This is a genomic window from Schleiferilactobacillus harbinensis, from assembly GCF_008694105.1.
GTDB classification, from domain to species: Bacteria; Bacillota; Bacilli; order Lactobacillales; family Lactobacillaceae; genus Schleiferilactobacillus; species Schleiferilactobacillus harbinensis.
This window is the reverse complement of sequence record NZ_CP041364.1, coordinates 437585-462244: the sequence shown is the minus strand read 5'-3', so window position 1 is coordinate 462244 and position 24660 is coordinate 437585. Positions and strand designations below refer to the sequence as shown.

Below are 24660 nucleotides of genomic sequence, written 5' to 3'. Positions count from 1 at the left end.
CCTTTCACTTCAGGCTTCATTGTCAGTTTAACAAATGTCAGGGCACATGTGGAGATAAATATGCATGTTTTTAGGCATTATTATCGACTTCGGCCGTTTTTCTTTTATCCACCTGAGCATCCTTGTGCGCTGGTACAGCCAGCATGACCACCCCAGAGAACATCCCGACATAGTAAGTGATGAACCGCCACAGCAGCATCCCCAGCACTAATTGCGAGGCATTGGGGATAAAAGCAGCAAACAGAGTCCGGAAGCTGTACTCGGCACCGCCCGTCCCGCCTGGGATGGGGAAGATCGAGGTGATCATGACGATCATCACGTGCATCGACATCACGCTGAACGGATTGGCATTCGTTTGCCCCAGCGCCAGCAAGATGAAGTACGGGATACTATAATAAATCAATAATTGGACCATGGTCAAAATAACTGCTTTGACCACCCGTTTCTTTTCTTGCTTCAAGCGCTGGCTTTCTTCGTAAAACGTATCGATCTTGTGATCTAACGTCGTCATCAACTCGTTAAAACGAGCCGCCGACATGAACCAGCCCACGGGCTTCATTACGATTTGCAGGAGCCGCTTGGTGAACCGATACCAGAACATGATCATCAGCAGCGTGGCAATCGTGAACAGATGGGTCACAAAACCCAGGAGGATCAGCCAGGCGATCCCGGAAAACTGCTGAGCGACAGCAGAAAAGCCGACCACCATGGTCAACACGAAGTTCACGAGGACTGCCAGCTGATAGATGATGAACTTCATCAACAGCAGCGAACTGGACTTGCCCGCTTCGACACCGGACTGCATCATCGCAATCAATTCCGCCGGCTGACCACCGGAGGAGAATGGTGTAATACTGTTGAACAGCTGCTCGATAAAGGGTACGCGCACCGCGTTGTGATAACTGAGGCGGGTGTTCTCATCATTTGTCAGGACCTGCATGATCACGCCTTCGATACACAGCTGACCAATCATAATGATTACCGCAAACAGCAGCCACCACCAGTTAAGATGAAGCAGATCCCGCCAAAAATGGGCCATATTGATGGTCCGTAATTCGAAAACCAGGATACCCATGCTGAGCACGAGCATGATGAAAAATGCGAGTTTGTTTTTTCGACTCATGGTGTCCTTCTTCGTGTCCGTTGACCGAGAGCGGCTTGGGTTGTGTAAAATTTAGACCAAATGCCCGCCAGGCGGTCTTCAGAATAGTATTGGGCCGCCTCAACGGCTTGTGCCCGCCAAGGGGCCAGAGCACTCGGATCAGCCGCCACACGGGCGAGCTGCGTCGCCATCTCAGTCACGTCAGCGGTTGGGATGTAGCGATTGTTGATGATGGCGTGATACAAAGATAAATCCCGCAGCATCACCGGTACCCCGCAGGCAAAAGCCTCCAGGACCGACATGGGGAAAAGTTCATCATAGCTGGGCAGCAGGAACAGATCGGCGACATTGTAATAATCCCGCATCTTTTCCCGGGGAATAATACCCGTGAAGGTCAAATTCTGAGGTGCATTGTCGATCGCCTTTTTGAACCCCTCATACCCATCCGTCAAGCGGCCGAAGGAGAACCCCCCAGCCCAAATGAACTGCACGTCCGGATGAGTCTGAGCCAGGGTAATAAAATCCCGTACCCCTTTGCGTTCCTGCACTTGGCCATTGCCGAAGACGACAAACTTGCTGGCCGGAATCCCAAGCTGTGCGCGCAGCGTTTGTTTTTGATCCGGGGTGTACGCATAGAAATCCTGCTGGGATACGAAGTTCGGGATATATTCCACTGTACTGGCGGGGATACCGTAGTCCGCTAACTTTGGAATAAAACTGGGATTAACAACCACCAGCTGGTCCATCGCCTTATAAAAAGCAATCACGTACTTATAAAACACCTCATCCGCCGGCCACGGAATCGACAGCGACCCTTTCAGCGTCTCCGGCAAAAAATGCACGTACCCGATCCGCCGCCCCCGTTTTTTCTCATGCATCGTCAAGAAAAATTGGGGGTCGATCGTGTGATAGTGGCTGATGTCGCTGGCACTATAATCATTCACCCGTACGTCAAACTGATCGGGAAAATGACGTTTCAGCAATCCCATCAGCTCCGTGTAGGCACTGCCGACACCCTGCCCCGCGACCTTCGTCGCCGAGGAAAACATGTGAATCTTAATCATTCAAAAAACTCCCCATCTTCGTCTTCGTCATAAACCATTGATGCATAGTGAACTTCGGCCGTCCGGTAAAATGACAGCACCTGCTCACCGAAATGGTCAGCTGAAATATCATAGAGCTTGCGCTGGCGTGTTGTTTCATCGTCAAAAGCGTGCGGGTGGCGCAAATATTCCACCGTGGCCCGAACCATTTCCGGCGTGTCGCTGAACGTGATCCCCAACGACGGATCGTCAAACAGACTGTTGGTGTATTCGCCCGCCCGGGTAACGACTTTCAAATTAGCTGCCAACGCCTCAATATAGGTCAAGCCCTGTGATTCGGTATCAGAGGCCGACACCAGCACATTGGCCATGTGGTAATAATCGTTCACATGGGTGTGGGGTACCTCACCGGTGAACAGCACATGGTCCGCCACGACCAGGTCCTCAGCCTGCTGCTTCAAATCGTCCAAAGCGGGGCCGTCGCCGACGATCATCAACACCGCCTGGGGCACTTGGTCAAGAATTTGGGGAAAAGCGCCAAGGACAATATCGATTTTCTTTTCATATGCCACTCGGCTGAGGGACAGCAGCACCGGCGTGTCCGGGGCCAAATGCCACTTTGCCCGCAAATCCTGCTGGGGCTGCTGATCGTATTGACTAAGATCGACACCAGTGGGAATTACCCGCATGGGAATCTTGATGCCGTACCCGATCAGCGACTCCCGGGTCTTTTCACTGGGACAAATGACGCCGTTCATGTTGGCCAGATACGCCCGCATATACTGCTTCACGTGGTAAGGCCGCAATAAATGACCGTTTAAGACGTAGTGCAGGTAATTTTCATACATTGTGTGGTACGTATGCACCGCCGGGATTTCTAACTGCTTAGCAACGTATTTGCCCAGCAAACCTAAAGAAAACTCCGTTTGCGTGTGAACGATGTCCAATTTGAGATCCTTGGCCACTTCCACTCCGCGGATAAAGCCGCCCACGGCAATGCGCCGATCCGTAAAGGAGACGAAGGGAATACTCGAAAACCGAAATACATTGGGTTCCACGGCGTCCTTCGCCACATGGGGATCCGTTGTCGTGAAGATGTAGACAGAATTCCCCCGCTTCTCTAAATTTGTGGCCAGGGTCTTAATTGAAGTAGCTACCCCGCTCACCTGAGGGAAATAACTGTCTGTAAATAACCCAATGTTCACGTGCTTGTCCTCCTGCTTCATTGACTGTGTAACCGTTTCCTACTGTACAAAGCTAACTATACAATAGCATAACATGGAAAAAAAGGCGGTGAAAGCCGCCTTTCAGCATTGTAAGAAGAAACGATCAGCGCCGGTCAACGAAGAAAGACACCACGGCGACCACGATCACCGCGCCGATGATGGCGGGAAACACCGCCATGCCGGCGACGTGCCAACCCCAGTGGCCGAACAACGCCTGGCCGACCCCAGCACCCACCAGACCAGCCAGAATGTTGGTCACACAACCCATTCTGTCGCCGCGCCCCGTGATTCCGCCGGCAATCGCGCCTACGATGGCGCCGACAATTAAGACCCAAATCCAATGGAACATGATCAGTTCCTCCATTCTGGCTGTTCGCCAACTTGTTAATCCGATTATAGCAAGGCCGCCGCCAGCAAAAATGGCACCAAAGACCGAATTATAAAGCACCCCAAGGCGGATAAAAAGGCCAGGTTCCCGTAAATGGGTCCTGACCTAGCGAAATCTCTTAAAAGAATTAGCTACAACCAGCCATTATCCATCAGCTGATGCCGCGGATTCATTGCCAGCCACAGTTGCGATTGCTGGATGCGGTGCAAGATCCGCAGATACAGCGGATCGTCTTCCTGCTTAGGCGTCAGGAACACCCGGGTGATATGGCCATCTTCTTCGACCCCGTAAATCGTTTGGCCCTGGATCGATACAATTCTTACTGGAATACGTTGTGTCATTTCATTCACCTCGTTTGCTTGATTGTCTTTACTATACCGAACGCAAGTAAAAAATCTGTCAGTAAACCGTGAAGTTTTTGCGCCATCTGCTAAAGAAAGATTTAAGCCAGTCGTGTGAAAATGCTTGTCCCGGCTAGACCGCATCGATATAATAGCGACCAGGGAGGGATTCGTGATGTACATTGATCGTTCAGAAATTAAAGGGATAGCAAAACGCAAACTCCGTCACCACGTGGGTCAAGGTTTCATGATTGGTCTCCTGCCCCTGATCATTCTCGGGGTGATGATTTTTCTCGCTGTCCTGAGCTGGCAGCAGGCCACCCATCAAATCATGCACGTTGACACACTGGCCAACCGGCTATTGTGGCCGACTTCTGTCCATTTAGGCAATACCCTGGCTGAAATGCTGCTATCATTAGCCGCCGATATCGTCACCGCCAGCACCAGCTTGGGTTATCTCTATTGGCTGCGGCAGAAAGAACCAATCACCCAGCCGTTTCGTCTCGGCCTGCTCGGCTTTTCGCCCCGCTATTTTCTGCTTTTCATTCTGACCTACATGACGCTTTCCGTGATCAATTATTTTCCGCTGGGGCTGCTGCCTACCGCTAAGGGGTGGTTTGCAGCACTGTATCTGGTCTTAGCCGTCGTCATAATCATCGTCGGGTTGGGCCTTTCCCAGGTGTATTACGTCGCCATGGATCTGCGGGATAGCGGCCATGGCAATATCTTAGCCGTTCTGCGCATCAGCTGGCAATTAATGAGCGGGTTCAAGTGGCAATACTTCGTTCTCCAGCTGAGTTTTATCGGCTGGAATTTACTTGGCGCTCTGCTCCTCCCGCAAATTTGGATTGTCTCTTACCAGCAGCTGACCTATGCCGCTTTTTACGAAAAATTGCGGGACTATAAGCCGGAACTGCTGCCGGCCCGGTGAGATTTCCGGTTGCGCGCATTGACCGGTCCAGTGAACTTCGGTAGAGTTGGTCAGTGGAAGAAAAGGAGGTCGATTTTATTGCAAAGTATGCATATCGATCGTGGTCAATTGAAGAATCAAGCGAAGGAAAAGCTCCATAAGCATTGGGGTGAAGCCATTTTGGTCGGTTTCTTGCCCATTGCAATCATGTTCATCGTGGTGATCGTCACCATTATCGGCGCAATGGCGGTCGTCAATACCCAACCAGATAACATCAAAGCATTGCAATCCAGCGGTACCTTGATGACTCAGACACTATTCTCCAGCAGTGTCGGCGGCGGTACCAATCTCACCGATCTCATTGTTATTCTCCTAGCCGGGGTGATGGGTGCCAGCACCAGTATCGGCTTTCTCACTCTGTGGCGCCGGGAACCGCGGCAGCTTAACCCGTTGCTGCGCAGTTTGATCGGCTTTCGGCCGGAATATATCGGCGGTCTGTTGGTTGCTTATATCGTTATTCAACTGATCGACAGTATCCCCACTTTATTGGGTCTGATCAATAATCCTGCCATTAATGTAATCAATTTTGTGCTCCTTTTCGTACTCCTCGTTGTGGATATTGGTTTATCCCAGACCTTCTTAGTTTGGAAGGACCTGCGGGATGCGAATAAGGGCGGTGCCTTGACTGCCATCCGGATCAGTTGGCAATTGATGGCTGGTTTTAAGTGGCAGTATTTCGTCATGGAGCTCAGTTTTCTGGGCTGGTGGATACTCACCTTCTTACTGCTGTTTATCCCCTATTTTTGGCTGTATCCATATCAGTTGATGACGTATGTCGGCTTTTACGATGCTCTAAAATCGCGCAAACCTGAATTATTCGCCTAGCTTAGGCAAGCAAATACCCTGCCGCTGTAATCCAGCGGACAGGGTATTCTTTTACGCAAATTCAGGCTGTAAGCGGCTGGCTTCCGCAAAACAGCAACACCCAACCAGGTGATCATTGACTACCCCGGCGGCTTCCAGCCAGGAATAGATGATCTTCGGCCCGGTGAAGGCAAAGCCGCGTTTTTTCATATCCTTGGCAATTTGAACCGCCAAGGGCGTTGTCGTTGGGACTTCATCAGCGTGATGGTAATGCCCCACGATGGGTTGACCGTGAACGTAGCCCCAGAGGAACTCGGCCAGCGTGGTGCCATTTTGATGCAGATCCTGGATGACTTGGGCATTGTTGATGATGGCTGCAATCTTGCGCCGGTTGCGAATGATTCCGGCATCAGCGAGCAGCCGGCTTTCGTCCTCCGCGGTGAAGGCCGCGACTTGATCCACTTGGAAATTGGCGAAGGCTTCTTTGAAAGAAGCCCGCTTATTCAATACCGTTTGCCAACTCAGCCCGGCCTGCATCATTTCTAGCGACAGTAATTCAAATAAGGCCCGCTCATCCGTCAGCGGCCGGCCCCACTCTTGGTCATGATAGGCCAGCATCAGTTCGTTCCCGGATGTTGCCCAGGCACAGCGTTGAACCATTTTCATCACTCCTTGTCTTTCCTACCTGATTACATTACGCATTTCTGACGCTTTATTGCAAGGTGTTTTGCCAATTGGCCAGCATGGTATAATAAGCGGTGCTTTTTAGTCACTCAGGAACACAGAAAGAAGGATATTCGTTGAGCACTTCTCGTCAACAACGGCTCCACCCAACCAAGCAGAAAAAGCGGCGCTGGCCGAAAGTCTTGATTGGTTTTCTCATTGTCGTCGCGGTCCTTGTGGGCCTGGTCATTGCCTTTCCGTTTCAAACAAATAACGCACTCCGCAGCGCCATGGGCGGCCGCGACACACCGGTGGATACCGCCGCTAAGAATGAATTGATCAAGAAATTAGACAGTACCAAGACCGGCAGTGTGGCCGGGGACGAATTGATTTCCGAAGCCGTTTCCCGGCTGCGCAACACGTCCATGCAGCAAGTACGGGACGCTGCGCAATCATCATCGGCGGCGGCCAAGCTCATTCAACAGAATACAGGCTTGTCAGACACTCAGGCGCAGGCGCTTAGCAGCTTTGTCTTCAGTCACCCGCAATTCAGCGGCATGCGCACCGCGGTCGCTGACGGCGACTGGCTGCAAGCCTATCGCGAATACCAGCAGCTCACCAGCAGCGGCGATATGGCCACCCTGCGCAGCGATATTCAGGGACAGTAAAGAATCAAGGGTTTGCCGCCGGTGAGCGGCAGGCCTTTTTTTGCGGCTTATGCCGGCATATCTGGGGAGGAACATATGCAACAGAAAAGATTGAAACGTGCAGCGGCTCTCGCCGAACGATACTATACCGTGGCTTTTGCGCTGCTGGCGATCATTTCCATCATCTTGATCGTTCTAGATTACATGGGCCGCATCGATATTGATACTTGGCCTTATGCCCTGATTGATAACGGCATCTTGATTGTTTTTGCCATTGACTACATCTGTCGGTTCATTAGGGCAAAGGATAAATGGCACTTTTTCAAGCACAATTTAATCGACCTGCTCGCCATTATTCCGTTCAATTATGCTTTCTCGCTCTTTCGGTTCGCCCGCATCTTTCGGTTAGTCCGACTGACGCGGCTGTTTCGCTTAACCCGTTTCGCCCGCTTGGCTGGTATCATTGGGATGCTGACCAAGAAGCAGCATGCGTTTCTTCATCGCAGCGGCCTCATTTATTATCTTTGGCTTTCGCTGGCATTGATCCTGGTTGGCGCCGGATCTACTCAATTACCGAAGGCACAAGCTACGGCAACTCCGTCTGGTGGGCTATCGTGACGGCCACGACAGTTGGCTATGGGGATATTTCACCCCACACGATTCTAGGCCGAATCACCGCGGTGATCTTGATGTTCAACGGAATTGGGTTGATCAGTGCGCTGACCAGTGCCGTCACGATGTATCTGGCCAGTGACGACCCGGATACTGGCGCACCCCAAGCGATGTCAATTGCCGACGAGATACGGCAGTTTCACGATTTGGCCGACGATGGCATCATCACGGCGAGCGAGTTTGAACAACAGAAGCGGCGATTGCTGGCGCTGAATCAAGCTGATCGGGAGGACTGAACTGATTGGCTAAAGTTGCTGGCTCAATCCGGCAATTTTATCGCCGCTGGCACGTCAACTGAGAGCGTCGCTGGATGTCAATTCATTAGCGGACCCCGTGGGTCAACAACAAGCTGACGAGTACCACTGCCCCGTAGCTCAGTGCCAATCGGGTTTGGCCGATTGCAACAGCAGCCATCGCCGTGCCGCCAAACAGGACGATTTCTGCGATGAGCCGTTGCCACTCCACCAGCTGAAATGGCGACCTGGGTGCCATCCAGCGCCCCCAGGCGAGCAGCACCGCAATCGGGAGCGCAACGCCGCCAATTAACCGGCCAACCAACGAAGGAGAATGCCAACCCGCCCAAATGAGCAAGCTGACAGTCGTAATTTCGACCAGGAACCGTAAACTGTCAATTAATGATTTAATCATCCAGCTCATCCACTTTATTGATCAAGTCGTTGACCTGTTGCGGATTCTTGGTTGGTTTTTCGATTTCTTGACTGATGCGCTCCAGTACGGTCAGAAGACCCTGGTAGAACCGCGCTTGCGCAGCGGCATCCGTTCGTTTCGTCTGGATAAAGGCAAGCGTCTCGCCGCGACACTCGGCCGTGATTGGCCGCTGCTGCAAGGCAAGTACCTGTTGGCACTCGACTAGGCTTAGCCCTGCCCGCTTCAAATTGATGATCACTTTTGCTGTCGCAGCGTCCGTCTGATTGTAGCAGCGGTAATTGCCTGGTGTCCGGGCGGGGATTAATAATTGTTTCTTCTCGTACAGACGCAGGGTATCCTTTGATAACCCAGTCTCTTCCGCAAATTCTTGAATGTTCATGCAACCATCTCCTTTGGGTGGTGTAAGCATAGCATTAGACCGGGGTCGAAGGTCAACCGTAAGCGGTCGTTGACATAGGTATCGTGACCCGGTGCAGGCCTCCTTGTAAACTTGGTTTATCAAGTAAACAAGGAGGCCTTTCATGGTTCAAATCAAAGATATCGTGCCGATCCAGGTGACCGACCGGTCGCCGAAGCCGCTGGTCAAACCGCAGGTTGCGGCACGAGTGAAGCTCAAGGACGCCGAGGTCGTGTTTTACACCGGTGTTGACCGGGCAATTCTGCACGTGGTGCTCCAGGAGTTGACAGGCAATGTTCCCCAATATCCAAGAGCTTAACATCTATATCATTTGCGGAAAAACGGACCTGCGCAAAGGAATCGACGGTTTGGCCGCTTCCTTGCGGGAGCTGTACGGCGAAGACGAAGTGCCTTATGATCACTCGCTGTTCTTATTCTGCGGCAGTCAGCGCGATCGGTTCAAGGCTCTGTACTGGGACCGCAGTGGGTTTGTTCTTTACTACAAACGGTACGAGAACGGCCACCTGCAGTGGCCGCGAACGCGCTCTGAGGTGCAGCATCTCAGTCATTACCAGCTGAAGCGATTGATTACTGGTCTAAGTATTCAAGAACGGAGTACCATTCATGATTTCAAGCCAGGATATACCAACTAATTGAGGAGGAGAAGCCATGATTTATTAGCATCTCCTCTTTCCTTCGCCGTATAAAACATGATATAATCCATTTATTATATTTATTGGAGGAACACCGATTGGTAGACACAAAAGATGCAGTGCGATTGGTGGACGCTTCGCCAGAACAATTACGCACCGCACTGCAGAATTCGATAAATGAAAATCAGGACCTCCGGGAACAGATCGCCGTCTTGAAGCGCATGTTGTTCGGTCGGCGCCGGGAATCAAGCGATAACCTGCCGCATGGCCAGACGAACCTGTTCAATGAGCACATCATCACCGGTGAAGAACAAAGCATCATCGACAAGCTCACCGGTGATGACCGCAAGGTCGCCAAGAAGAAGCTCAAGAAAGCGACACGGACCAAGAGCACCGACTTGAACAAGCTGCCGCTGGACGAGCAGGATTGCCTGCTCGAAGGTGAGGAGCGCAAGTGCCCGGTCTGTGGTGAAGAGATGCAGGATATCGGCCGGTCGAAAGTACGCGAAGAAGCAACCTTGATTCCGGCACAGCTCCTGCACACAATCGTCTATCGGCACACCTACGCGTGTCCTAACGGCTGCTTGAATCAGCGCGGCAACCAGTTCCTTAAGAAGTCCGATGTGCCTCGCCCAGCCATACCGCATAGTCCAGCTTCTTCAAGCGTCTTGACCGAATCCATCATGGCTAAGTTTGCCTACAAGATTCCGGACAACCGGCAAGAACGCTTGTGGCACAGTCGCGGGGTCGATTTCACCCGGCAATCAATTGCCAACTGGCACATCAAGGCGTCAGAAGGCTACCTGGAGTCCCTATACAAGCTGATGCACCGAGATCTGCTGACTCAAGACGTTATCCATGCGGACGAAACGCCCTACCGGGTGTTGGATCTAAAGAAGGCGCAGACCTATTACTGGGTCTACACGTCCAGCAAGCACAGCGCCCACCAGATCGTCATGTATGAGCACGGTAATAGCCGCGGTTACGAGGAAGCTGCCCGGTTCCTGGCCGGCTACGAAGGCTACCTGCAAAGTGATGCCTACGCCGTTTACCCTAATTTGCTTGGGGTCACCAATGTCTTCTGCTGGGCTCACGTGCGTCGTAAGTTTGACGAAGCCGTGACCGCCGGAGACAAGGGGCTGGCCCCAACGGGCCGCCAGTATTGCAATGATCTCTTCCAATGGGAAAAGAAATGGCAAGACTTGTCGGCTGATGAACGTCAAACCCAGCGCGAACAACGACTCAAACCTGTCATGGATGCGTTCTTCGCTTGGCTGGTCTCGTTGGACGGCAGCTATCTGCCAAAATCCAAGGTGGGCAAAGCCATCACCTATGCGTTGAAGCATGAGGCTGGCTTGCGGGCAGTCCTGTTGGACGGCCGACTTGAACTATCGAACAACCGGGCCGAACGCGCCGTCAAAGAACTGGTCATCGGTCGTAAAAATTGGCTGTTTTCGCAGAGCAAACGCGGCGCGACGGCTGCGGGGGTCATTCTTAGTCTGCTCACGACAGCACGGGCTAATCACCTCGATCCGAGTAAATATTTCAACTATCTATTCGACACAGTGCCTAATTTGCCGGCTCCCGGCGACATGGTCGCCTTGCAGGACTATTTGCCGTGGGCGCCGAAGGTGCAGGCGTTCTGTCACGAATAACAGCGGGTAAAGCAATGGTGCAATCTTCATGATAGAGGATTGCACCATTTTTGTCTTCACACCTATTTCAACGACCGCTTACGGTCAACCGGGAAGAGTAATTTCAATCAACGGCTGACGGCACAAAAAAAGAGAAGCCATCGCTTCTCTTCGTAATACCGGTGATCGGGGTCGAACCGATACGCCCTCAACGGGCACGGGATTTTGAGTCCCGCGCGTCTGCCAATTCCGCCACACCGGCATAATAATTATCAGTAACACTGTGATACTTGGCCTTTTAAGGCAAAGGCGGTAACCGGATTTGAACCGGTGATGAAGGTTTTGCAGACCTCTGCCTTACCACTTGGCTATACCGCCACCAAGGAACAAATCCTCAAATATCTTACCAGATCATGATGATCGACGCAAGAAGTATTTGAATTGGGATAGCTGGATTCGAACCAGCGCATGATGGAGTCAAAGTCCATTGCCTTACCGCTTGGCTATATCCCAGTAAAGGGCGGTATGTGGGTCTCGAACCCACGCATGCCGGTACCACAAACCGGTGTGTTAACCACTTCACCAATACCGCCATAAGCATAAATGCACCAGGAAAGCACTGCGGCAAGATCAAACACTCGATCAAAGGCGGTATGTGGGGATCGAACCCACGCGTGCCGGTACCACAAACCGGTGTGTTAACCACTTCACCAATACCGCCATCAGTGCTTACTGGGACAACAGGGATAGTAGGAATTGAACCCACACCGACGGTTTTGGAGACCGTAGTTCTACCTTTAAACTATATCCCTATATGGAGGAGAAAGGATTCGAACCTTTGAACCCGAAGGAGCGGATTTACAGTCCGCCGCGTTTAGCCTCTTCGCTACTCCTCCAACAGATAAATGGCGCGGGACGGAATCGAACCGCCGACACATGGAGCTTCAATCCATTGCTCTACCAACTGAGCTACCGAGCCATTAACGGTCCCAACCGGATTTGAACCGGTGATCTCCTGCGTGACAGGCAGGCGTGATAACCCCTACACCATGGGACCAATTGCGGGAGTAGGATTTGAACCTACGACCTTTGGGTTATGAGCCCAACGAGCTACCAGACTGCTCCATCCCGCGATAATATTAAGTTTAAAGGAGGATGTGGGATTCGAACCCACGCGTGGTTTCCCACCTGACGGTTTTCAAGACCGTTCCCTTCAGCCGGACTTGGGTAATCCTCCAAATGTCTAGCCATGACCCGTACGGGATTTGAACCCATGTTACCGCCGTGAAAGGGCGGTGTCTTAACCACTTGACCAACGGGCCGACAACGGAGAAGGAGGGATTTGAACCCTCGCGCCAGTTTCCCGACCTACACCCTTAGCAGGGGCGCCTCTTCAGCCACTTGAGTACTTCTCCAAAAAATGGGCCTAAATGGACTTGAACCATCGACCTCACGCTTATCAGGCGTGCGCTCTAACCAGCTGAGCTATAGGCCCAAAACATGAATCACTAATCGGGTGCAAAGCGGGTGACGAGAATCGGACTCGCGACTACAGCTTGGAAGGCTGTCGTTTTACCACTAAACTACACCCGCATGATCTTAGTGATATGGCGCGGGACAGAATCGAACTGCCGACACATGGAGCTTCAATCCATTGCTCTACCAACTGAGCTACCGAGCCAACGGTCCCAACCGGATTTGAACCGGTGATCTCCTGCGTGACAGGCAGGCGTGATAACCCCTACACCATGGGACCAATTGCGGGAGTAGGATTTGGACCTACGACCTTTGGGTTATGAGCCCAACGAGCTACCAGACTGCTCCATCCCGCGATAACGTTAAAAAGTATAGCATACTACATGACCTAAATCCATCTGGGGTAGATGGACCTTGTAGGACTCGAACCTACGACCGGACGGTTATGAGCCGTCTGCTCTAACCAACTGAGCTAAAGGTCCAGGAAGCTCAAGTCTTAATAGCGGCGGGGGGGATCGAACCCTCGACCTCCCGGGTATGAACCGGACGCTCTAGCCAGCTGAGCTACACCGCCATAGTGTAATATGAAGCACCGGTATTGACTAATGCCGGTATCGGGAAGACAGGATTTGAACCTGCGACCCCCTGGTCCCAAACCAGGTGCTCTACCAAGCTGAGCCACTTCCCGATGATGCACCCAGTAGGAGTCGAACCTACAACCTTCTGATTCGTAGTCAGACACTCTATCCAGTTGCGCTATGGGTGCGTCATTGTATGCCGAGGACCGGAATCGAACCGGTACGGTGATCACTCACCGCGGGATTTTAAGTCCCGTGCGTCTGCCAGTTCCGCCACCCCGGCATTATACAATGAAGCGGAAGACGAGATTCGAACTCGCGACCCCCACCATGGCAAGGTGATGTTCTACCACTGAACTACTTCCGCATGAAAAAGTGCCGACTAGACGATTCGAACGCCCGACCCTCTGATTACAAATCAGATGCTCTACCAACTGAGCTAAGTCGGCATTTAGACCGCTGGTTGGATTTATTATACACCACCAAGCACTGGCAGTTATCTTGATGGTGCAATGGAGGCTACAGGGCTCGAACCTGTGACCCTCTGCTTGTAAGGCAGACGCTCTCCCAGCTGAGCTAAGCCTCCATTAAGAACAGCAGCGTCCTACCCTCGCAGGCAGTTTCCCACCAACTACTATCGGCGCTGAGAAGCTTGACTTCTGTGTTCGGCATGGGAACAGGTAGTTCCTTCTCGCTATCGCCACTGTACTTAAATTTGAGAGTTTGTTCTCTCAAAACTGGACATCATGAAGTTCTTTCTTCGAATCACCAATGTGACTCTTTGAGGTGCGTACCTTCCGGTACGCTCTTGGTTAAGTCCTCGACCGATTAGTACTGGTCCGCTCCACCCCTCACGGGGCTGCTACTCCCAGCCTATCTACCTGATCATCTCTCAGGGGTCTTACTTCCTTAAAGGAATGGGAAATCTCATCTCGAAGGGGGCTTCACACTTAGATGCTTTCAGCGCTTATCCCTGCCATACATAGCTACCCAGCTCTGCGCCTGGCGGCACAACTGGTACACCAGCGGTATGTCCACCCCGGTCCTCTCGTACTAAGGGCAGCTCTTCTCAAATTTCCTACGCCCGCGACGGATAGGGACCGAACTGTCTCACGACGTTCTGAACCCAGCTCGCGTACCGCTTTAATGGGCGAACAGCCCAACCCTTGGGACCAACTTCAGCCCCAGGATGCGATGAGCCGACATCGAGGTGCCAAACCTCCCCGTCGATGTGGACTCTTGGGGGAGATAAGCCTGTTATCCCCAGGGTAGCTTTTGTCCGTTGAGCGATGGCCTTTCCATACAGAACCACCGGATCACTAAGCCCGACTTTCGTCCCTGCTCGACCTGTCTGTCTCGCAGTCAAGCTCCCTTATGCCTTTACACTCTGTGAATGATTTCCAACCATTCTGAGGGAACCTTTGGGCGCCTCCGTTACACTTTAGGAGGCGACCGCCCCAGTCAAACTGCCTGCCTGACACTGTCTCCCGCCACGCTGAGTGGCGCGGGTTAGAGTGGCCGCACTGCAAGGGTAGTATCCCACCAATGCCTCCATCGAGACTAGCGTCCCGGTTTCTACGGCTCCTACCTATCCTGTACATGCGGTACAGACACTCAATATCAAGCTACAGTAAAGCTCCATGGGGTCTTTCCGTCCTGTCGCGGGTAACCCGCATCTTCACGGGTAATATAATTTCACCGAGTCCCTCGTTGAGACAGTGCCCAAATCATTACACCTTTCGTGCGGGTCGGAACTTACCCGACAAGGAATTTCGCTACCTTAGGACCGTTATAGTTACGGCCGCCGTTTACTGGGGCTTCAATTCTCTGCTTCGCTTACGCTAACAGATCCTCTTAACCTTCCAGCACCGGGCAGGTGTCAGCCCCTATACGTCATCTTTCGATTTAGCAGAGACCTGTGTTTTTGATAAACAGTTGTTTGGGCCTATTCACTGCGGCTGACCTTCCGGTCAGCACCCCTTCTTCCGAAGTTACGGGGTTATTTTGCCGAGTTCCTTAACGAGGGTTCTCTCGCGCGCCTGAGGATACTCTCCTCGACTACCTGTGTCGGTTTGCGGTACGGGCGATCTGTTACTCACTAGAAACTTTTCTCGGCAGTGTGACATCAGGTGCTTCGCTACTTAATTTCGCTCCCCATCACACCTTGTCCTTAGGAACAAGCATTTGACTCGCTCCCAGACTCAGTGCTTGGACACGCTTTTCCAGCTGCGTGCTCACCTTAGCCTCCTGCGTCCTTCCTTCGCTCAAACATAACAGATCGGTACAGGAATCTCCACCTGTTGGCCATCGATTACGCCTTTCGGCCTCATCTTAGGTCCCGACTAACCCTGGGCGGACGAACCTTCCCCAGGAAACCTTAGTCTTGCGGCGGGCAGGATTCTCACCTGCCTTTTCGTTACTCATGCCGGCATTCTCACTTCTAAGCGCTCCAGCAGTCTTCACAGTCTGCCTTCACCGCCCTTAGAACGCTCTCCTATCGCACGACCTTGCGGTCGCACCCACAGTTTCGGTACCATGCTTAGCCCCGGTACATTTTCGGCGCAGAGTCACTCGACTAGTGAGCTATTACGCACTCTTTAAATGGTGGCTGCTTCTGAGCCAACATCCTAGTTGTCTGTGCAACTTCACATCCTTTTCCACTTAGCATGGATTTAGGGACCTTAACTGGTGATCTGGGCTGTTCCCCTTTCGACTACGGATCTTATCACTCGCAGTCTGACTCCCGGAAACAAATATCTGGCATTCGGAGTTTATCTGCATTCAGTATCCCGAGACGGGACCATCATCCAAACAGTGCTCTACCTCCAGTATCCGCTTTTCCGAGGCTAGCCCTAAAGCTATTTCGGAGAGAACCAGCTATCTCCAAGTTCGATTGGAATTTCACCGCTACCCACAACTCATCCCCTCATTTTTCAACATAAGTGGGTTCGGTCCTCCAGTGCGTTTTACCGCACCTTCAACCTGGTCATGGGTAGGTCACTTGGTTTCGGGTCTACATCAGCTAACTCACTCGCCCTATTCAGACTCGCTTTCGCTCCGGCTCCGGCTTTTCTGCCTTAACCTCGCTAGCTAACGTAACTCGCCGGTTCATTCTACAAAAGGCACGCCATTACCCATTAACGGGCTTTGACTACTTGTAGGCACACGGTTTCAGGTACTGTTTCACTCCCCTTCCGGGGTGCTTTTCACCTTTCCCTCACGGTACTGGTTCGCTATCGGTCACTAGGGAGTATTTAGCCTTGGGAGATGGTCCTCCCAGATTCCGACGGAATTTCACGTGTTCCGCCGTACTCAGGATCCCGATTGGAGAGAAGCAACTTTCGGCTACGGGGCTGTCACCCGCTCTGGCCGGCCTTCCCAGGCCGTTCGCCTAATTCCTTCTTTTATCACTCACTACATCGGTCCTACAACCCCAGCATGCAAGCACGCTGGTTTGGGCTCTTTCCTGTTCGCTCGCCGCTACTTGGGAAATCGAAATTTCTTTCTCTTCCTGTGGCTACTGAGATGTTTCAGTTCACCACGTCTGCCGATCAGCCGCTATGTATTCACGACTGATCAACCACCTTCTCAGATGGCTGGGTTCCCCCATTCGGAAATCTTCGGATCAAAGCTTACGTGCAGCTCCCCGAAGCATATCGGTGTTTGTCCCGTCCTTCATCGGCTCCTAGTGCCAAGGCATCCGCCGTGCGCCCTTCTTCACTTAACCTAAGTGAAACGCTGTAAACAGCGCTTGATTCGGCGGACTCAGTCCGCCTGAACTCAAAAAAATCACAGTGGTGTTTCTCGGTGTGGTCAGCTCTGACAAGCTGACCTTCACTTCATGATATCCAGTTTTCAAAGAACAAATTTAGTCAATCATTGGCCTGACGGCCAATGGAGGTTAACGGGATCGAACCGATGACCTCCTGCGTGCAAAGCAGGCGCTCTCCCATCTGAGCTAAACCCCCGATAGTGCGATGGGCCTAAATGGACTTGAACCATCGACCTCACGCTTATCAGGCGTGCGCTCTAACCAGCTGAGCTATAGGCCCGATCTGCGTGCACTGACTGTTTGAGAGGCAGGCCTCTCAAAACTGAACAAAGTTTTGACTGTATCGGTTTCCGTTGCCTGTGACCGGGGGGTCACAGGACTTTTTCCTTAGAAAGGAGGTGATCCAGCCGCAGGTTCTCCTACGGCTACCTTGTTACGACTTCACCCTAATCATTTGTCCCACCTTAGACGGCTGACTCCTTGCGGTTGTCTCACCGGCTTTGGGTGTTACAAACTCTCATGGTGTGACGGGCGGTGTGTACAAGGCCCGGGAACGTATTCACCGCGGCGTGCTGATCCGCGATTACTAGCGATTCCAGCTTCATGCAGGCGAGTTGCAGCCTGCAATCCGAACTGAGGATGGTTTTTAGAGATTCGCTTGACCTCGCGGTCTCGCTGCTCGTTGTACCACCCATTGTAGCACGTGTGTAGCCCAGGTCATAAGGGGCATGATGATTTGACGTCATCCCCGCCTTCCTCCGGTTTGTCACCGGCAGTCTGACCAGAGTGCCCAACTGAATGCTGGCAACTGATCATAAGGGTTGCGCTCGTTGCGGGACTTAACCCAACATCTCACGACACGAGCTGACGACAACCATGCACCACCTGTCATTCTGTCCCCGAAGGGAACAGCTGATCTCTCAGCCTGGCAGAAGATGTCAAGACCTGGTAAGGTTCTTCGCGTTGCTTCGAATTAAACCACATGCTCCACCGCTTGTGCGGGCCCCCGTCAATTCCTTTGAGTTTCAACCTTGCGGTCGTACTCCCCAGGCGGAATACTTAATGCGTTAGCTGCAGCACTGAAGGGCGGAAACCCTCCAACACTTAGTATTCATCGTTTACGGCGTGGACTACCAGGGTATCTAATCCTGTTTGCTACCCACGCTTTCGAGCCTCAGCGTCAGTTACAGACCAGAGAGCCGCCTTCGCCACTGGTGTTCTTCCATATATCTACGCATTTCACCGCTACACATGGAGTTCCACTCTCCTCTTCTGCACTCAAGTCTCCCAGTTTCCGATGCCCTTCTTCGGTTAAGCCGAAGGCTTTCACATCAGACTTAAAAGACCGCCTGCACTCGCTTTACGCCCAATAAATCCGGACAACGCTTGCCACCTACGTATTACCGCGGCTGCTGGCACGTAGTTAGCCGTGACTTTCTGATTGAATACCGTCACTGCATGACCAGTTACTGTCACACACGTTCTTCTTCAATAACAGAGTTTTACGACCCGAAAGCCTTCTTCACTCACGCGGCGTTGCTCCATCAGACTTGCGTCCATTGTGGAAGATTCCCTACTGCTGCCTCCCGTAGGAGTTTGGGCCGTGTCTCAGTCCCAATGTGGCCGATTACCCTCTCAGGTCGGCTACGTATCATCGCTTTGGTAGGCCGTTACCCCACCAACTGGCTAATACGCCGCGGGTCCATCCTTCAGTGATAGCTTGCGCCATCTTTTACCCGAAGACCATGCGGTCTCCGTGGTTATACGGTATTAGCATCTGTTTCCAAATGTTATCCCCTGCTGAAGGGCAGGTTACCCACGTGTTACTCACCCGTCCGCCACTCGGTTTGATCGGTAATTGGTGATGCAAGCACCACCGCAAACTGACCAAACCTCGTTCGACTTGCATGTATTAGGCACGCCGCCAGCGTTCGTCCTGAGCCAGGATCAAACTCTCATTTAAAAGTTTGCGGCTCAATAAATTTACTTGCTTGCGAAATTGACATTCGCAAATGTTGCCTCAGCCGAAGCTGAGTACCGATACATTTGCGGGATTGCTTATCTTCCCGAAGGAAGATATGTGATCCGTTCGTCAAAACTTTGTTCAGTTTTCAAAGGCCTGCGCTGTAAAAAACAGCTTAATTACTATATCATGCACACACTCGAATGTCAACATCTAATTTTTTAATTAATCGTTGCCATCCGCGTCCTGACGCACTTTCGTCGCTGTCGCTCATCACGACAACGAATAATATCTTATCAGCCCAGTCCCGCTTCGTCAACACCCTTTTTACAAAAGATAAACAGAGTGCTAATTGAAAGTCGAACAAAAAAATACCACTCCAGGCTATTATTAAGAAATAGCTGGAATGGTAGCGGACAGATAAGGGGAACACTTCCAAACATGCCCTCTTTTTACTCAAAAATCAGGCAAAAAAATCTTTTTCAGCTTCTTTAAGCCACGCGGGCACCGCGTTATGAATCGGTGCGAACCCGGCTGCTACGTGGTGGTTAGTCCAATAGTGCTTGGCGCGTACCCGACTGCCGGAAAAAGGATCCGGTGCCATGGCCCGCAGCGATAAGCTGATTTTCTGGGAATATTCATCCACATCCAGGACCTTAACATGGACAGTCTCTCCGACGTGCAAAATATCATGCACATTTTTGACGTACCCGTGCCGGCATTCCGAGATGTGGATCAATCCCTGCGTGTCGCTGTCCAGCGCAACAAATGCGCCGTAGGGCTGAATGCCGCTGACGGTACCCGTCAAGACATCACCAATGTGTACTTCCAAAACAGATACCCTCTTTCATCCATTCGATTGTATTACAATTGTTCGGCAGCTAAAAGCAAAGCGCCTGTAATCCCGGCATCATCGCCCAAGCCCACTGGAACAATATAGTCGTCGGCGGCCGGAACACTCACGTAATCGGCCAGAAGTTTAGTGAATTGGGACCGAATCAACGGGAACAATTGGCTCTGTTTGGATACCCCGCCGCCAAAAATGATCACGTCGGGAGAAAGGAAAAGCGTCGTAGTCATGCACGCTTGCGCTAAATAATAAGCTTCAATCGCCCAGGCAGCATCGTTCGGAGCAATATCCTTGCCCTTCTTCCCCCAACGCTGCTGAATGGCCGGGCCGGCGGCCATCCCCTCTAAGCAATCACCATGATAAGGGCAAGCGCCGGCGAAGGTATCAGCTTCGTGCCGGCGCACTAAAATGTGGCCCGCTTCAGGATTTTGACTGCCCATATAAATTTGGCCATGATGGATATAGCCCATGCCGATGCCGGTCCCAACTGTATAGTAAGCAACGTTTTGCTTGCCCTGACCAGCACCCTTCTTGAATTCGCCGTAGGCAGCCACGTTCACATCGGTCGTAAAGGCGATCGGCACTTGGGCATAGTGTGCTTTTAAAGCACCCAAAAAGTCATAATTGGCCCAAGCAAGTTTCGGCGTCGTTGTAATGTAGCCGTATTGCGGTGATGCCGGATTGGCGTCAATGGGGCCAAAAGAGCCGACGCCCATGGCCTCAATGGTATATTGATCAAAAAAGGCAAACACGGCACCCAGAGTTTCGCTGGGGGTGGTGGTCGGAATGTGGGTCCGGGCCTGGATATTGAATTTATCGTCGCTCACTGCGCACACGAACTTCGTGCCGCCAGCTTCAATTGCTGCGTACATGGTTGATGACCTGCTTTCTTTAATTGAAATCGTTTCACGGTTTTCGCCTTTTATAGTACAGTGATTCACTAACCGTGTCCAGACAAGACAAAGCTAAAATGACGCCGCGCTTGCGTCCAGGGTCCTAAATCAACTATGCTATGGGAGATTACGTACCCACTTGGAAAGGAATAGTCACAGTGACAGCAGACACAACACATATGTATGATATCAGCATTATCGGCGGCGGCCCCGTGGGCATGTTTGCCGCCTTCTACGCCGGCCTGCGCAACGCCGACGCCCATCTGATCGAAAGCCTGCCCCGGCTGGGCGGTCAGGTCAGCGCCCTGTATCCGGAAAAGGACGTTTACGACGTCGCCGGCTTCCCCCATATTAAGGCGAAACAACTGGTGGCTGAATTAACCGATCAGCTCAAAGAATTTGCTCCAGCGATTTCTCTGGAAACCACTGTCCAAACCATCACGAAAGAAGCTGACGGTACATTCAGCATCGGCACCAATCGGGGCACTTACCGGTCAAAAGCAGTCGTTATTGCCATCGGCAACGGTGCCTTTGCTCCCCGCAAACTGGCTTTTGACTACGATCACCAGTTGGATGAGCGGCGGGTGCACTATTTCATCAATGATCTGGAAGATTACCGGGACACCGATGTGGCTGTCGCCGGCGGCGGTGATTCGGCCATCGACTGGGCCTTGGCCTTGGAACCGATTGCCAAGAGCGTGACGATCATCCACCGCCGCGATCAGTTCCGCGGCTTGGAATCCAGCGTGGAGAAAATGAAAGCCTCCAGCATCCAAATCATGACCCCCTATCTGCTTTCTGCCTTAACGGAGACTAACGATCGGTTGACGATTGACTTGAAGAAAGCCCGCACGAAGGAAGACGCCAGCATCACGGCGGACCACTTGATCGTCAATTACGGCTTCACTGCCGATGCCCGGATCCTGCGGGATTGGCCGATCAACATCAAAGGTGCAACCATTCCGGTCAATACCAATATGGCCACGTCCACGGATTTGATCTATGCAATTGGCGATGTAGTCGATTATCCCGGCAAAATGCAGCTGATTGCCAGCGGTTTCGGTGAAGCCCCGGTGGCTATCACCCAGGCGCTGCAAGAAATTTACCCGGAACGCAAACAACCGTTGCACAGTACCTCATTGATCCACTAAGGAGTTGAAGCTTATGGCAACAAATGCCGATCGAATTTATGATCACTGCGTCGGTCTGCTTCATGAACGCGGGGTCCAAATCGAAGATATTAGTAAACTCACGTTATTTCTACAAGAAAAGTACATTCCCAACCTAACCCTTGCAGAATGCACCGAGAATGTTGACGTGGTATTGCACAAACGGGAAGTGCAAAACGCCATCATGACTGGCATTCAACTGGATAAATTAGCTGAAGCCAAGGAATTGGAACCGCCGCTGCAGCAAATCGTTGAAGAGGATGAAGGCCTCTACGGCGTGGATGAAATTATGGCCCTGTCCATCGTCAATGTTTACGGCAGCATCGGTCTCACCAATTATGGGTACATCGACAAGATCAAGCCCGGCATCTTGGCTAAACTAAATGCCCATGAACCGGGCATCATCCACACTTTTCTAGACGATATTGTCGGCGCCATTGCCGCCTCCGCTGCCAGCCGGTTAGCCCATGCCCATCCTGAAACCCAGCCGGACGTTTATTAACCGCAATTGCTAAGAAAGCAGAACGAAGCCAAACATTTTTTCTGTTTGGCTTCGTTTTTTGCTATAATGCCCCTAGTTTACTTCCAAAATGACTATAAACGGAGGCCCTCACCCATGAACACGTTAATCGACTTTATCTTACATATCGATTCTCACTTGGTCCAGATCGTCAATACCTTTGGCAACTGGACCTATGTTATCCTCTTCGCCATGATCTTTATCGAAACCGGCATCGTGATTTTCCCTTTCCTGCCTGGTGATTCATTGATCTTCGCCGCCGCGGCCCTGGCTGCCAACGCCAACTATCACCTCAATATTTGGCTGCTGTTCTTCCTCTTCCTAGCCGCCGCTGTAATCGGCGATACCGTCAATTACCACATCGGTCATCACATGGGCCTGGCCGCCAGCAACAATTCGTTCTTCGGCCGCTTCATTAATCGAGATAAACTCAAGGTCGCCGAGGATTTCTTCAATAAGCATGGCGGCAAGACGATTGCTATTGCACGCTTCGTCCCCATTGTTCGGACCTTTGCTCCTTTTGTTTCCGGCGGCAGCAACATGCACTACGGCCACTTCCTGCATTACAACTTCATCGGCGGGCTTGCTTGGGTGCTGGTCTGTGTGAGCGGCGGTTACTTCTTCGGCAACATTCCTTTCGTTCAAGAGCATTTCAGCCTGGTTGCCCTGGGCATCGTGCTGATTTCCCTCCTGCCAATGGTCTTCGCCTACTTGAAGCATCGATTCAGCAAGACTACCGCTGAATAATGAGTGAGAAAAGCAAAAAGATCGGCTGTCCGAATGGACGCCGATCTTTTTATTATGCGCGACTCTGCTTTTTAGCCCACCGATACAGCAGCCAGCAGAAGAGTTCCAGCAGAATGAACGCTAAGAAAAACGTATGCGCAAAGAAATCCTCCGGCAGTACAGTGATGATGGGATCCTTAGCCGGGTCAAAGATCCAGTCCGAATTGCGGAACAGGATCTCGTGGAAAGTAATGAAAAACTGGTCGAAACCCATCAGCGCCAGGACCCCCAAGGCCGCTGGCACTGCCATGGCGATTCGGCTGGGGTTCAGCAGCCGCCACGTATTTCCCCGCCGCTTCAATTGGCGCAAAAAATGCCACGCCGGCCAGGCGGTGATGATCAAAATCGCATAATCTAGAAGAAACAGGTTTTTTACATCGTGAAAGTGCACTGCCCCGGTGGCCGATACAGGGAAATTCGTCATATGCAGCGTCCCGATCCACGGAAAATGCAGGTAGGCCATCAGCTGACCATAATTACGATATAACTGGCCAAAAGTCACCGGCACATTGGATTGATCCAGAATATTCAAAAAGTGCACATCGATTGGGTACAGAATAAACGTCCCAAGAATCGTCACCGCGATGGCCGCGCTCAAAACAAACAGCCAAAAAGCCACCCACTGGGGAAAGCGACGCAGCATCTAAATCACCTGCCATTGGTCCAAACTGGACAGCACATAAGTCGGCTGGACAGGCAGCTTAGGCACTTCCTCCGGTTTGGTATACCCGGTCGTCACCAGCAGCGTATCCATTTTAGCATTGATACCCGCCTGAATATCAGTATGATAATTATCCCCAACCATCAAAACATCCTTAGGCGGCAGGCCGATTTCATTCAATGCGGCCTGCATGATCGGCAACTGCGGTTTGCCAATGTAAAGCGCCTTTTGCTGCGTCGCCCGCTCCACCAGAGCAATCAGTGATCCGGCACCAGGTACTAACCCCCGCTCGTTGGGCAGATTCGTATCTTCATTGGTCCCGATAAACCTGGCTCCGCGCTTGATTGCCAAGGTTGCCAGTTCAAATTTATGGTACGTCACGTCGTAATCCAGACCAACGACAACATAATCCGGCGTCACTTCTTCCAGGGTCATCCCGGCATCCAGCAGCGCCTTTTTCAGCCCCAATTCACCAATGCAATAAAAACTGAATGGGTGCCCCACCGTCCGCGCCCGATCCCGCAAATACGCGGCCGTCGCCAGTGACGGCGTATAAATCGTCTCCGGCGTCACGTGAATATCATGATTATCCGCCAAATTCTGAACCACGGCGGCCGGTGTTTTGGTCGTATTGTTGGTCAAAAAAAGAAACGGAATGTGTTGCGCCTGCAGCCGTTCCACGAAGGTTTTGGCTGCGGGGATCCGCTCCTTGCCCCGATAGGTCGTGCCGTCAAGATCAATAAAATAGCCCTTATAATGCCGCAAAAAAAGTCTGTCCCTTCT

23 protein-coding genes, 28 tRNA genes and 3 rRNA genes are annotated in these 24660 nt (G+C 51.9%); 11 read left to right on the top strand and 43 right to left on the bottom strand.

Translation table 11 applies throughout. The annotated features are described in order from the left end of the window. Positions 1-70: 70 nt before the first annotated feature. The 5 genes from FMM01_RS02605 to FMM01_RS02585 all read right to left on the bottom strand — a co-directional run bounded on the left by FMM01_RS02605 (position 71) and on the right by FMM01_RS02585 (position 4100). Positions 71-1123 (bottom strand): lysylphosphatidylglycerol synthase transmembrane domain-containing protein, encoded by a 1053-nt coding sequence (locus FMM01_RS02605; RefSeq protein WP_051225448.1) that lies wholly within the window; start codon positions 1121-1123, stop codon positions 71-73. After that, positions 1120-2166: a glycosyltransferase family 4 protein gene (locus FMM01_RS02600; RefSeq protein ID WP_150391595.1), complete on the bottom strand. Its 1047-nt coding sequence runs from the start codon at positions 2164-2166 to the stop codon at positions 1120-1122. The genes FMM01_RS02605 and FMM01_RS02600 overlap by 4 nt, the downstream gene beginning before the upstream one ends. Further along, entirely contained in the window at positions 2163-3350 is a 1188-nt protein-coding gene (locus FMM01_RS02595; protein ID WP_150391594.1) for a glycosyltransferase family 4 protein, read from the bottom strand. Before FMM01_RS02595 ends, FMM01_RS02600 begins: the two co-directional genes overlap by 4 nt. Before the next feature lie 124 nt (positions 3351-3474). Beyond that, positions 3475-3720: a GlsB/YeaQ/YmgE family stress response membrane protein gene (locus FMM01_RS02590; RefSeq protein ID WP_035441142.1), complete on the bottom strand. Its 246-nt coding sequence runs from the start codon at positions 3718-3720 to the stop codon at positions 3475-3477. 170 nt (positions 3721-3890) lie between these two features. After that, positions 3891-4100, bottom strand: a complete 210-nt coding sequence (locus FMM01_RS02585) for a hypothetical protein (RefSeq protein ID WP_027829393.1) — start codon at positions 4098-4100, stop codon at positions 3891-3893. Between the two features lie 175 nt (positions 4101-4275). Between FMM01_RS02585 and FMM01_RS02580 the strand changes: the two genes are divergently transcribed. Both FMM01_RS02580 and FMM01_RS02575 read left to right on the top strand, forming a co-directional pair. After that, a complete protein-coding gene (locus tag FMM01_RS02580) occupies positions 4276-5031 on the top strand; it encodes a DUF975 family protein (protein WP_150391593.1) in 756 nt (251 codons plus the stop codon). An 87-nt stretch (positions 5032-5118) separates the two neighbouring features. Beyond that, entirely contained in the window at positions 5119-5895 is a 777-nt protein-coding gene (locus FMM01_RS02575) for a DUF975 family protein (protein WP_223850033.1), read from the top strand. A 51-nt stretch (positions 5896-5946) separates the two neighbouring features. On the opposite strand, the gene FMM01_RS02570 is transcribed toward FMM01_RS02575, so the two are convergent. Then, positions 5947-6540 carry a DNA-3-methyladenine glycosylase I gene (locus FMM01_RS02570; protein ID WP_150393225.1) on the bottom strand — a complete coding sequence of 198 codons (594 nt, stop codon included), beginning with the start codon at positions 6538-6540 and terminating at the stop codon, positions 5947-5949. Between the two features lie 134 nt (positions 6541-6674). On the opposite strand from FMM01_RS02570, the gene FMM01_RS02565 reads away from it, so the two are divergent. The 3 genes from FMM01_RS02565 to FMM01_RS16400 all read left to right on the top strand — a co-directional run bounded on the left by FMM01_RS02565 (position 6675) and on the right by FMM01_RS16400 (position 8092). Beyond that, positions 6675-7205 carry a DUF4179 domain-containing protein gene (locus FMM01_RS02565; protein WP_027829397.1) on the top strand — a complete coding sequence of 177 codons (531 nt, stop codon included), beginning with the start codon at positions 6675-6677 and terminating at the stop codon, positions 7203-7205. Positions 7206-7280: 75 nt separating this feature from the next. Then, positions 7281-7802 (top strand): ion transporter, encoded by a 522-nt coding sequence (locus tag FMM01_RS16405; RefSeq protein ID WP_223849994.1) that lies wholly within the window; start codon positions 7281-7283, stop codon positions 7800-7802. Next, a complete protein-coding gene (locus FMM01_RS16400; protein WP_223849993.1) occupies positions 7799-8092 on the top strand; it encodes an ion channel in 294 nt (97 codons plus the stop codon). Before FMM01_RS16405 ends, FMM01_RS16400 begins: the two co-directional genes overlap by 4 nt. A gap of 85 nt (positions 8093-8177) precedes the next feature. Here FMM01_RS16400 and FMM01_RS02555 read toward each other — a convergent pair whose 3' ends face one another. Together FMM01_RS02555 and FMM01_RS02550 are read right to left on the bottom strand one after the other, a co-directional pair. After that, the gene (locus tag FMM01_RS02555; RefSeq protein WP_027829399.1) at positions 8178-8504 is read right to left on the bottom strand and encodes a YrdB family protein; all 327 of its coding nucleotides are present in this window, start codon (positions 8502-8504) and stop codon (positions 8178-8180) included. Continuing rightward, positions 8497-8904: a MerR family transcriptional regulator gene (locus FMM01_RS02550; protein ID WP_027829400.1), complete on the bottom strand. Its 408-nt coding sequence runs from the start codon at positions 8902-8904 to the stop codon at positions 8497-8499. Before FMM01_RS02550 ends, FMM01_RS02555 begins: the two co-directional genes overlap by 8 nt. Positions 8905-9046: 142 nt before the next feature. On the opposite strand from FMM01_RS02550, the gene FMM01_RS02545 reads away from it, so the two are divergent. The 3 genes from FMM01_RS02545 to tnpC all read left to right on the top strand — a co-directional run bounded on the left by FMM01_RS02545 (position 9047) and on the right by tnpC (position 11230). Then, entirely contained in the window at positions 9047-9241 is a 195-nt protein-coding gene (locus tag FMM01_RS02545; RefSeq protein WP_027827606.1) for a hypothetical protein, read from the top strand. Then, on the top strand, positions 9216-9575 hold the full coding sequence (gene tnpB, locus FMM01_RS02540) for an IS66 family insertion sequence element accessory protein TnpB (protein WP_150391429.1): 360 nt from the start codon (positions 9216-9218) through the stop codon (positions 9573-9575). The genes FMM01_RS02545 and tnpB overlap by 26 nt, the downstream gene beginning before the upstream one ends. A gap of 98 nt (positions 9576-9673) precedes the next feature. After that, complete coding sequence (gene tnpC, locus FMM01_RS02535) at positions 9674-11230, top strand: IS66 family transposase (protein WP_150391428.1); 1557 nt, start codon at positions 9674-9676, stop codon at positions 11228-11230. Positions 11231-11386: 156 nt separating this feature from the next. Here the strand turns inward: tnpC and FMM01_RS02530 are convergent. The 33 genes from FMM01_RS02530 to FMM01_RS02370 all read right to left on the bottom strand — a co-directional run bounded on the left by FMM01_RS02530 (position 11387) and on the right by FMM01_RS02370 (position 20720). Then, positions 11387-11471, bottom strand: a tRNA-Leu gene (locus tag FMM01_RS02530). A gap of 45 nt (positions 11472-11516) precedes the next feature. Next, positions 11517-11587: transfer RNA gene (locus FMM01_RS02525), tRNA-Cys, on the bottom strand. Positions 11588-11650: 63 nt separating this feature from the next. Beyond that, a tRNA-Gln gene (locus FMM01_RS02520) sits at positions 11651-11722 on the bottom strand. Between the two features lie 6 nt (positions 11723-11728). Next, a tRNA-His gene (locus FMM01_RS02515) sits at positions 11729-11801 on the bottom strand. Between the two features lie 55 nt (positions 11802-11856). After that, positions 11857-11929 (bottom strand) — tRNA-His (locus FMM01_RS02510). 21 nt (positions 11930-11950) lie between these two features. Then, positions 11951-12021: transfer RNA gene (locus tag FMM01_RS02505), tRNA-Trp, on the bottom strand. Between the two features lie 3 nt (positions 12022-12024). Then, positions 12025-12105: transfer RNA gene (locus tag FMM01_RS02500), tRNA-Tyr, on the bottom strand. Positions 12106-12115: 10 nt separating this feature from the next. Further along, a tRNA-Phe gene (locus FMM01_RS02495) sits at positions 12116-12188 on the bottom strand. A 5-nt stretch (positions 12189-12193) separates the two neighbouring features. Continuing rightward, positions 12194-12266 (bottom strand) — tRNA-Asp (locus FMM01_RS02490). A gap of 2 nt (positions 12267-12268) precedes the next feature. Further along, positions 12269-12342 (bottom strand) — tRNA-Met (locus tag FMM01_RS02485). Between the two features lie 16 nt (positions 12343-12358). Further along, positions 12359-12446: transfer RNA gene (locus FMM01_RS02480), tRNA-Ser, on the bottom strand. Between the two features lie 13 nt (positions 12447-12459). Then, positions 12460-12531, bottom strand: a tRNA-Glu gene (locus tag FMM01_RS02475). A gap of 5 nt (positions 12532-12536) precedes the next feature. Next, positions 12537-12624 (bottom strand) — tRNA-Ser (locus FMM01_RS02470). A 6-nt stretch (positions 12625-12630) separates the two neighbouring features. Then, positions 12631-12704, bottom strand: a tRNA-Ile gene (locus FMM01_RS02465). A 27-nt stretch (positions 12705-12731) separates the two neighbouring features. Beyond that, a tRNA-Gly gene (locus FMM01_RS02460) sits at positions 12732-12802 on the bottom strand. Between the two features lie 15 nt (positions 12803-12817). Beyond that, positions 12818-12890 (bottom strand) — tRNA-Phe (locus tag FMM01_RS02455). A 2-nt stretch (positions 12891-12892) separates the two neighbouring features. Then, a tRNA-Asp gene (locus FMM01_RS02450) sits at positions 12893-12965 on the bottom strand. A 2-nt stretch (positions 12966-12967) separates the two neighbouring features. Next, a tRNA-Met gene (locus FMM01_RS02445) sits at positions 12968-13041 on the bottom strand. Positions 13042-13093: 52 nt separating this feature from the next. Beyond that, positions 13094-13167, bottom strand: a tRNA-Ile gene (locus FMM01_RS02440). Positions 13168-13185: 18 nt separating this feature from the next. Continuing rightward, positions 13186-13259: transfer RNA gene (locus FMM01_RS02435), tRNA-Met, on the bottom strand. A gap of 40 nt (positions 13260-13299) precedes the next feature. Continuing rightward, positions 13300-13373 (bottom strand) — tRNA-Pro (locus FMM01_RS02430). Positions 13374-13377: 4 nt separating this feature from the next. After that, a tRNA-Arg gene (locus FMM01_RS02425) sits at positions 13378-13451 on the bottom strand. 9 nt (positions 13452-13460) lie between these two features. After that, a tRNA-Leu gene (locus tag FMM01_RS02420) sits at positions 13461-13546 on the bottom strand. A 12-nt stretch (positions 13547-13558) separates the two neighbouring features. Beyond that, positions 13559-13630 (bottom strand) — tRNA-Gly (locus tag FMM01_RS02415). Positions 13631-13639: 9 nt separating this feature from the next. Then, positions 13640-13712, bottom strand: a tRNA-Thr gene (locus tag FMM01_RS02410). A gap of 64 nt (positions 13713-13776) precedes the next feature. Then, positions 13777-13849 (bottom strand) — tRNA-Val (locus FMM01_RS02405). Positions 13850-13854: 5 nt separating this feature from the next. Next, positions 13855-13971: ribosomal RNA gene (rrf, locus tag FMM01_RS02400) — 5S ribosomal RNA — on the bottom strand. Positions 13972-14071: 100 nt separating this feature from the next. Beyond that, positions 14072-16990: ribosomal RNA gene (locus FMM01_RS02395) — 23S ribosomal RNA — on the bottom strand. A gap of 168 nt (positions 16991-17158) precedes the next feature. Continuing rightward, positions 17159-17231: transfer RNA gene (locus FMM01_RS02390), tRNA-Ala, on the bottom strand. Positions 17232-17241: 10 nt separating this feature from the next. Next, a tRNA-Ile gene (locus FMM01_RS02385) sits at positions 17242-17315 on the bottom strand. Positions 17316-17426: 111 nt separating this feature from the next. Beyond that, positions 17427-18998: ribosomal RNA gene (locus FMM01_RS02380) — 16S ribosomal RNA — on the bottom strand. Together the 16S, 23S and 5S rRNA genes with 28 tRNA genes alongside form the textbook arrangement of a ribosomal RNA operon. Positions 18999-19461: 463 nt before the next feature. Beyond that, positions 19462-19830, bottom strand: coding sequence for a CvfD/Ygs/GSP13 family RNA-binding post-transcriptional regulator (locus tag FMM01_RS02375; protein ID WP_027828814.1), 369 nt, complete (start codon positions 19828-19830; stop codon positions 19462-19464). Positions 19831-19862: 32 nt separating this feature from the next. Next, positions 19863-20720, bottom strand: a complete 858-nt coding sequence (locus FMM01_RS02370; RefSeq protein ID WP_035440586.1) for an ROK family protein — start codon at positions 20718-20720, stop codon at positions 19863-19865. A 200-nt stretch (positions 20721-20920) separates the two neighbouring features. Between FMM01_RS02370 and FMM01_RS02365 the strand changes: the two genes are divergently transcribed. The 3 genes from FMM01_RS02365 (at position 20921) to FMM01_RS02355 (ending at position 23177) form a co-directional block, all read left to right on the top strand. Then, a complete protein-coding gene (locus FMM01_RS02365; RefSeq protein ID WP_223850032.1) occupies positions 20921-21892 on the top strand; it encodes an NAD(P)/FAD-dependent oxidoreductase in 972 nt (323 codons plus the stop codon). 13 nt (positions 21893-21905) lie between these two features. Beyond that, positions 21906-22412: a phosphatidylglycerophosphatase A family protein gene (locus FMM01_RS02360; protein ID WP_027828817.1), complete on the top strand. Its 507-nt coding sequence runs from the start codon at positions 21906-21908 to the stop codon at positions 22410-22412. A gap of 114 nt (positions 22413-22526) precedes the next feature. Continuing rightward, positions 22527-23177: a VTT domain-containing protein gene (locus tag FMM01_RS02355; protein ID WP_027828818.1), complete on the top strand. Its 651-nt coding sequence runs from the start codon at positions 22527-22529 to the stop codon at positions 23175-23177. A gap of 52 nt (positions 23178-23229) precedes the next feature. Here the strand turns inward: FMM01_RS02355 and FMM01_RS02350 are convergent, their stop codons facing one another. Together FMM01_RS02350 and FMM01_RS02345 are read right to left on the bottom strand one after the other, a co-directional pair. Next, entirely contained in the window at positions 23230-23859 is a 630-nt protein-coding gene (locus tag FMM01_RS02350; protein WP_150391590.1) for a TIGR01906 family membrane protein, read from the bottom strand. Continuing rightward, positions 23860-24642 (bottom strand): TIGR01457 family HAD-type hydrolase, encoded by a 783-nt coding sequence (locus FMM01_RS02345; protein WP_063516118.1) that lies wholly within the window; start codon positions 24640-24642, stop codon positions 23860-23862. It lies immediately after the preceding gene. Between the last annotated feature and the right edge of the window lie 18 nt (positions 24643-24660).

Excerpts from the sequence above, each read along its gene's own strand:
- tnpB (WP_150391429.1), top strand. The coding sequence starts at position 9,216 with ATGTTCCCCAATATCCAAGAGCTTAACATCTATATCATTTGCGGAAAA.
- FMM01_RS16405 (WP_223849994.1), top strand. The coding sequence starts at position 7,281 with ATGCAACAGAAAAGATTGAAACGTGCAGCGGCTCTCGCCGAACGATAC.
- FMM01_RS02365 (WP_223850032.1), top strand. The coding sequence starts at position 20,921 with ATGTATGATATCAGCATTATCGGCGGCGGCCCCGTGGGCATGTTTGCC.
- FMM01_RS02355 (WP_027828818.1), top strand. The coding sequence starts at position 22,527 with ATGAACACGTTAATCGACTTTATCTTACATATCGATTCTCACTTGGTC.
- FMM01_RS02360 (WP_027828817.1), top strand. The coding sequence starts at position 21,906 with ATGGCAACAAATGCCGATCGAATTTATGATCACTGCGTCGGTCTGCTT.
- FMM01_RS02575 (WP_223850033.1), top strand. The coding sequence starts at position 5,119 with ATGCATATCGATCGTGGTCAATTGAAGAATCAAGCGAAGGAAAAGCTC.
- FMM01_RS02605 (WP_051225448.1), bottom strand. The coding sequence starts at position 1,123 with ATGAGTCGAAAAAACAAACTCGCATTTTTCATCATGCTCGTGCTCAGC.
- FMM01_RS02550 (WP_027829400.1), bottom strand. The coding sequence starts at position 8,904 with ATGAACATTCAAGAATTTGCGGAAGAGACTGGGTTATCAAAGGATACC.
- FMM01_RS02600 (WP_150391595.1), bottom strand. The coding sequence starts at position 2,166 with ATGATTAAGATTCACATGTTTTCCTCGGCGACGAAGGTCGCGGGGCAG.
- FMM01_RS02590 (WP_035441142.1), bottom strand. The coding sequence starts at position 3,720 with ATGTTCCATTGGATTTGGGTCTTAATTGTCGGCGCCATCGTAGGCGCG.
- FMM01_RS02350 (WP_150391590.1), bottom strand. The coding sequence starts at position 23,859 with ATGCTGCGTCGCTTTCCCCAGTGGGTGGCTTTTTGGCTGTTTGTTTTG.
- FMM01_RS02555 (WP_027829399.1), bottom strand. The coding sequence starts at position 8,504 with ATGATTAAATCATTAATTGACAGTTTACGGTTCCTGGTCGAAATTACG.
- FMM01_RS02580 (WP_150391593.1), top strand. The coding sequence starts at position 4,276 with ATGTACATTGATCGTTCAGAAATTAAAGGGATAGCAAAACGCAAACTC.
- FMM01_RS02370 (WP_035440586.1), bottom strand. The coding sequence starts at position 20,720 with ATGTACGCAGCAATTGAAGCTGGCGGCACGAAGTTCGTGTGCGCAGTG.
- FMM01_RS02545 (WP_027827606.1), top strand. The coding sequence starts at position 9,047 with ATGGTTCAAATCAAAGATATCGTGCCGATCCAGGTGACCGACCGGTCG.
- FMM01_RS02585 (WP_027829393.1), bottom strand. The coding sequence starts at position 4,100 with ATGACACAACGTATTCCAGTAAGAATTGTATCGATCCAGGGCCAAACG.
- FMM01_RS02570 (WP_150393225.1), bottom strand. The coding sequence starts at position 6,540 with ATGAAAATGGTTCAACGCTGTGCCTGGGCAACATCCGGGAACGAACTG.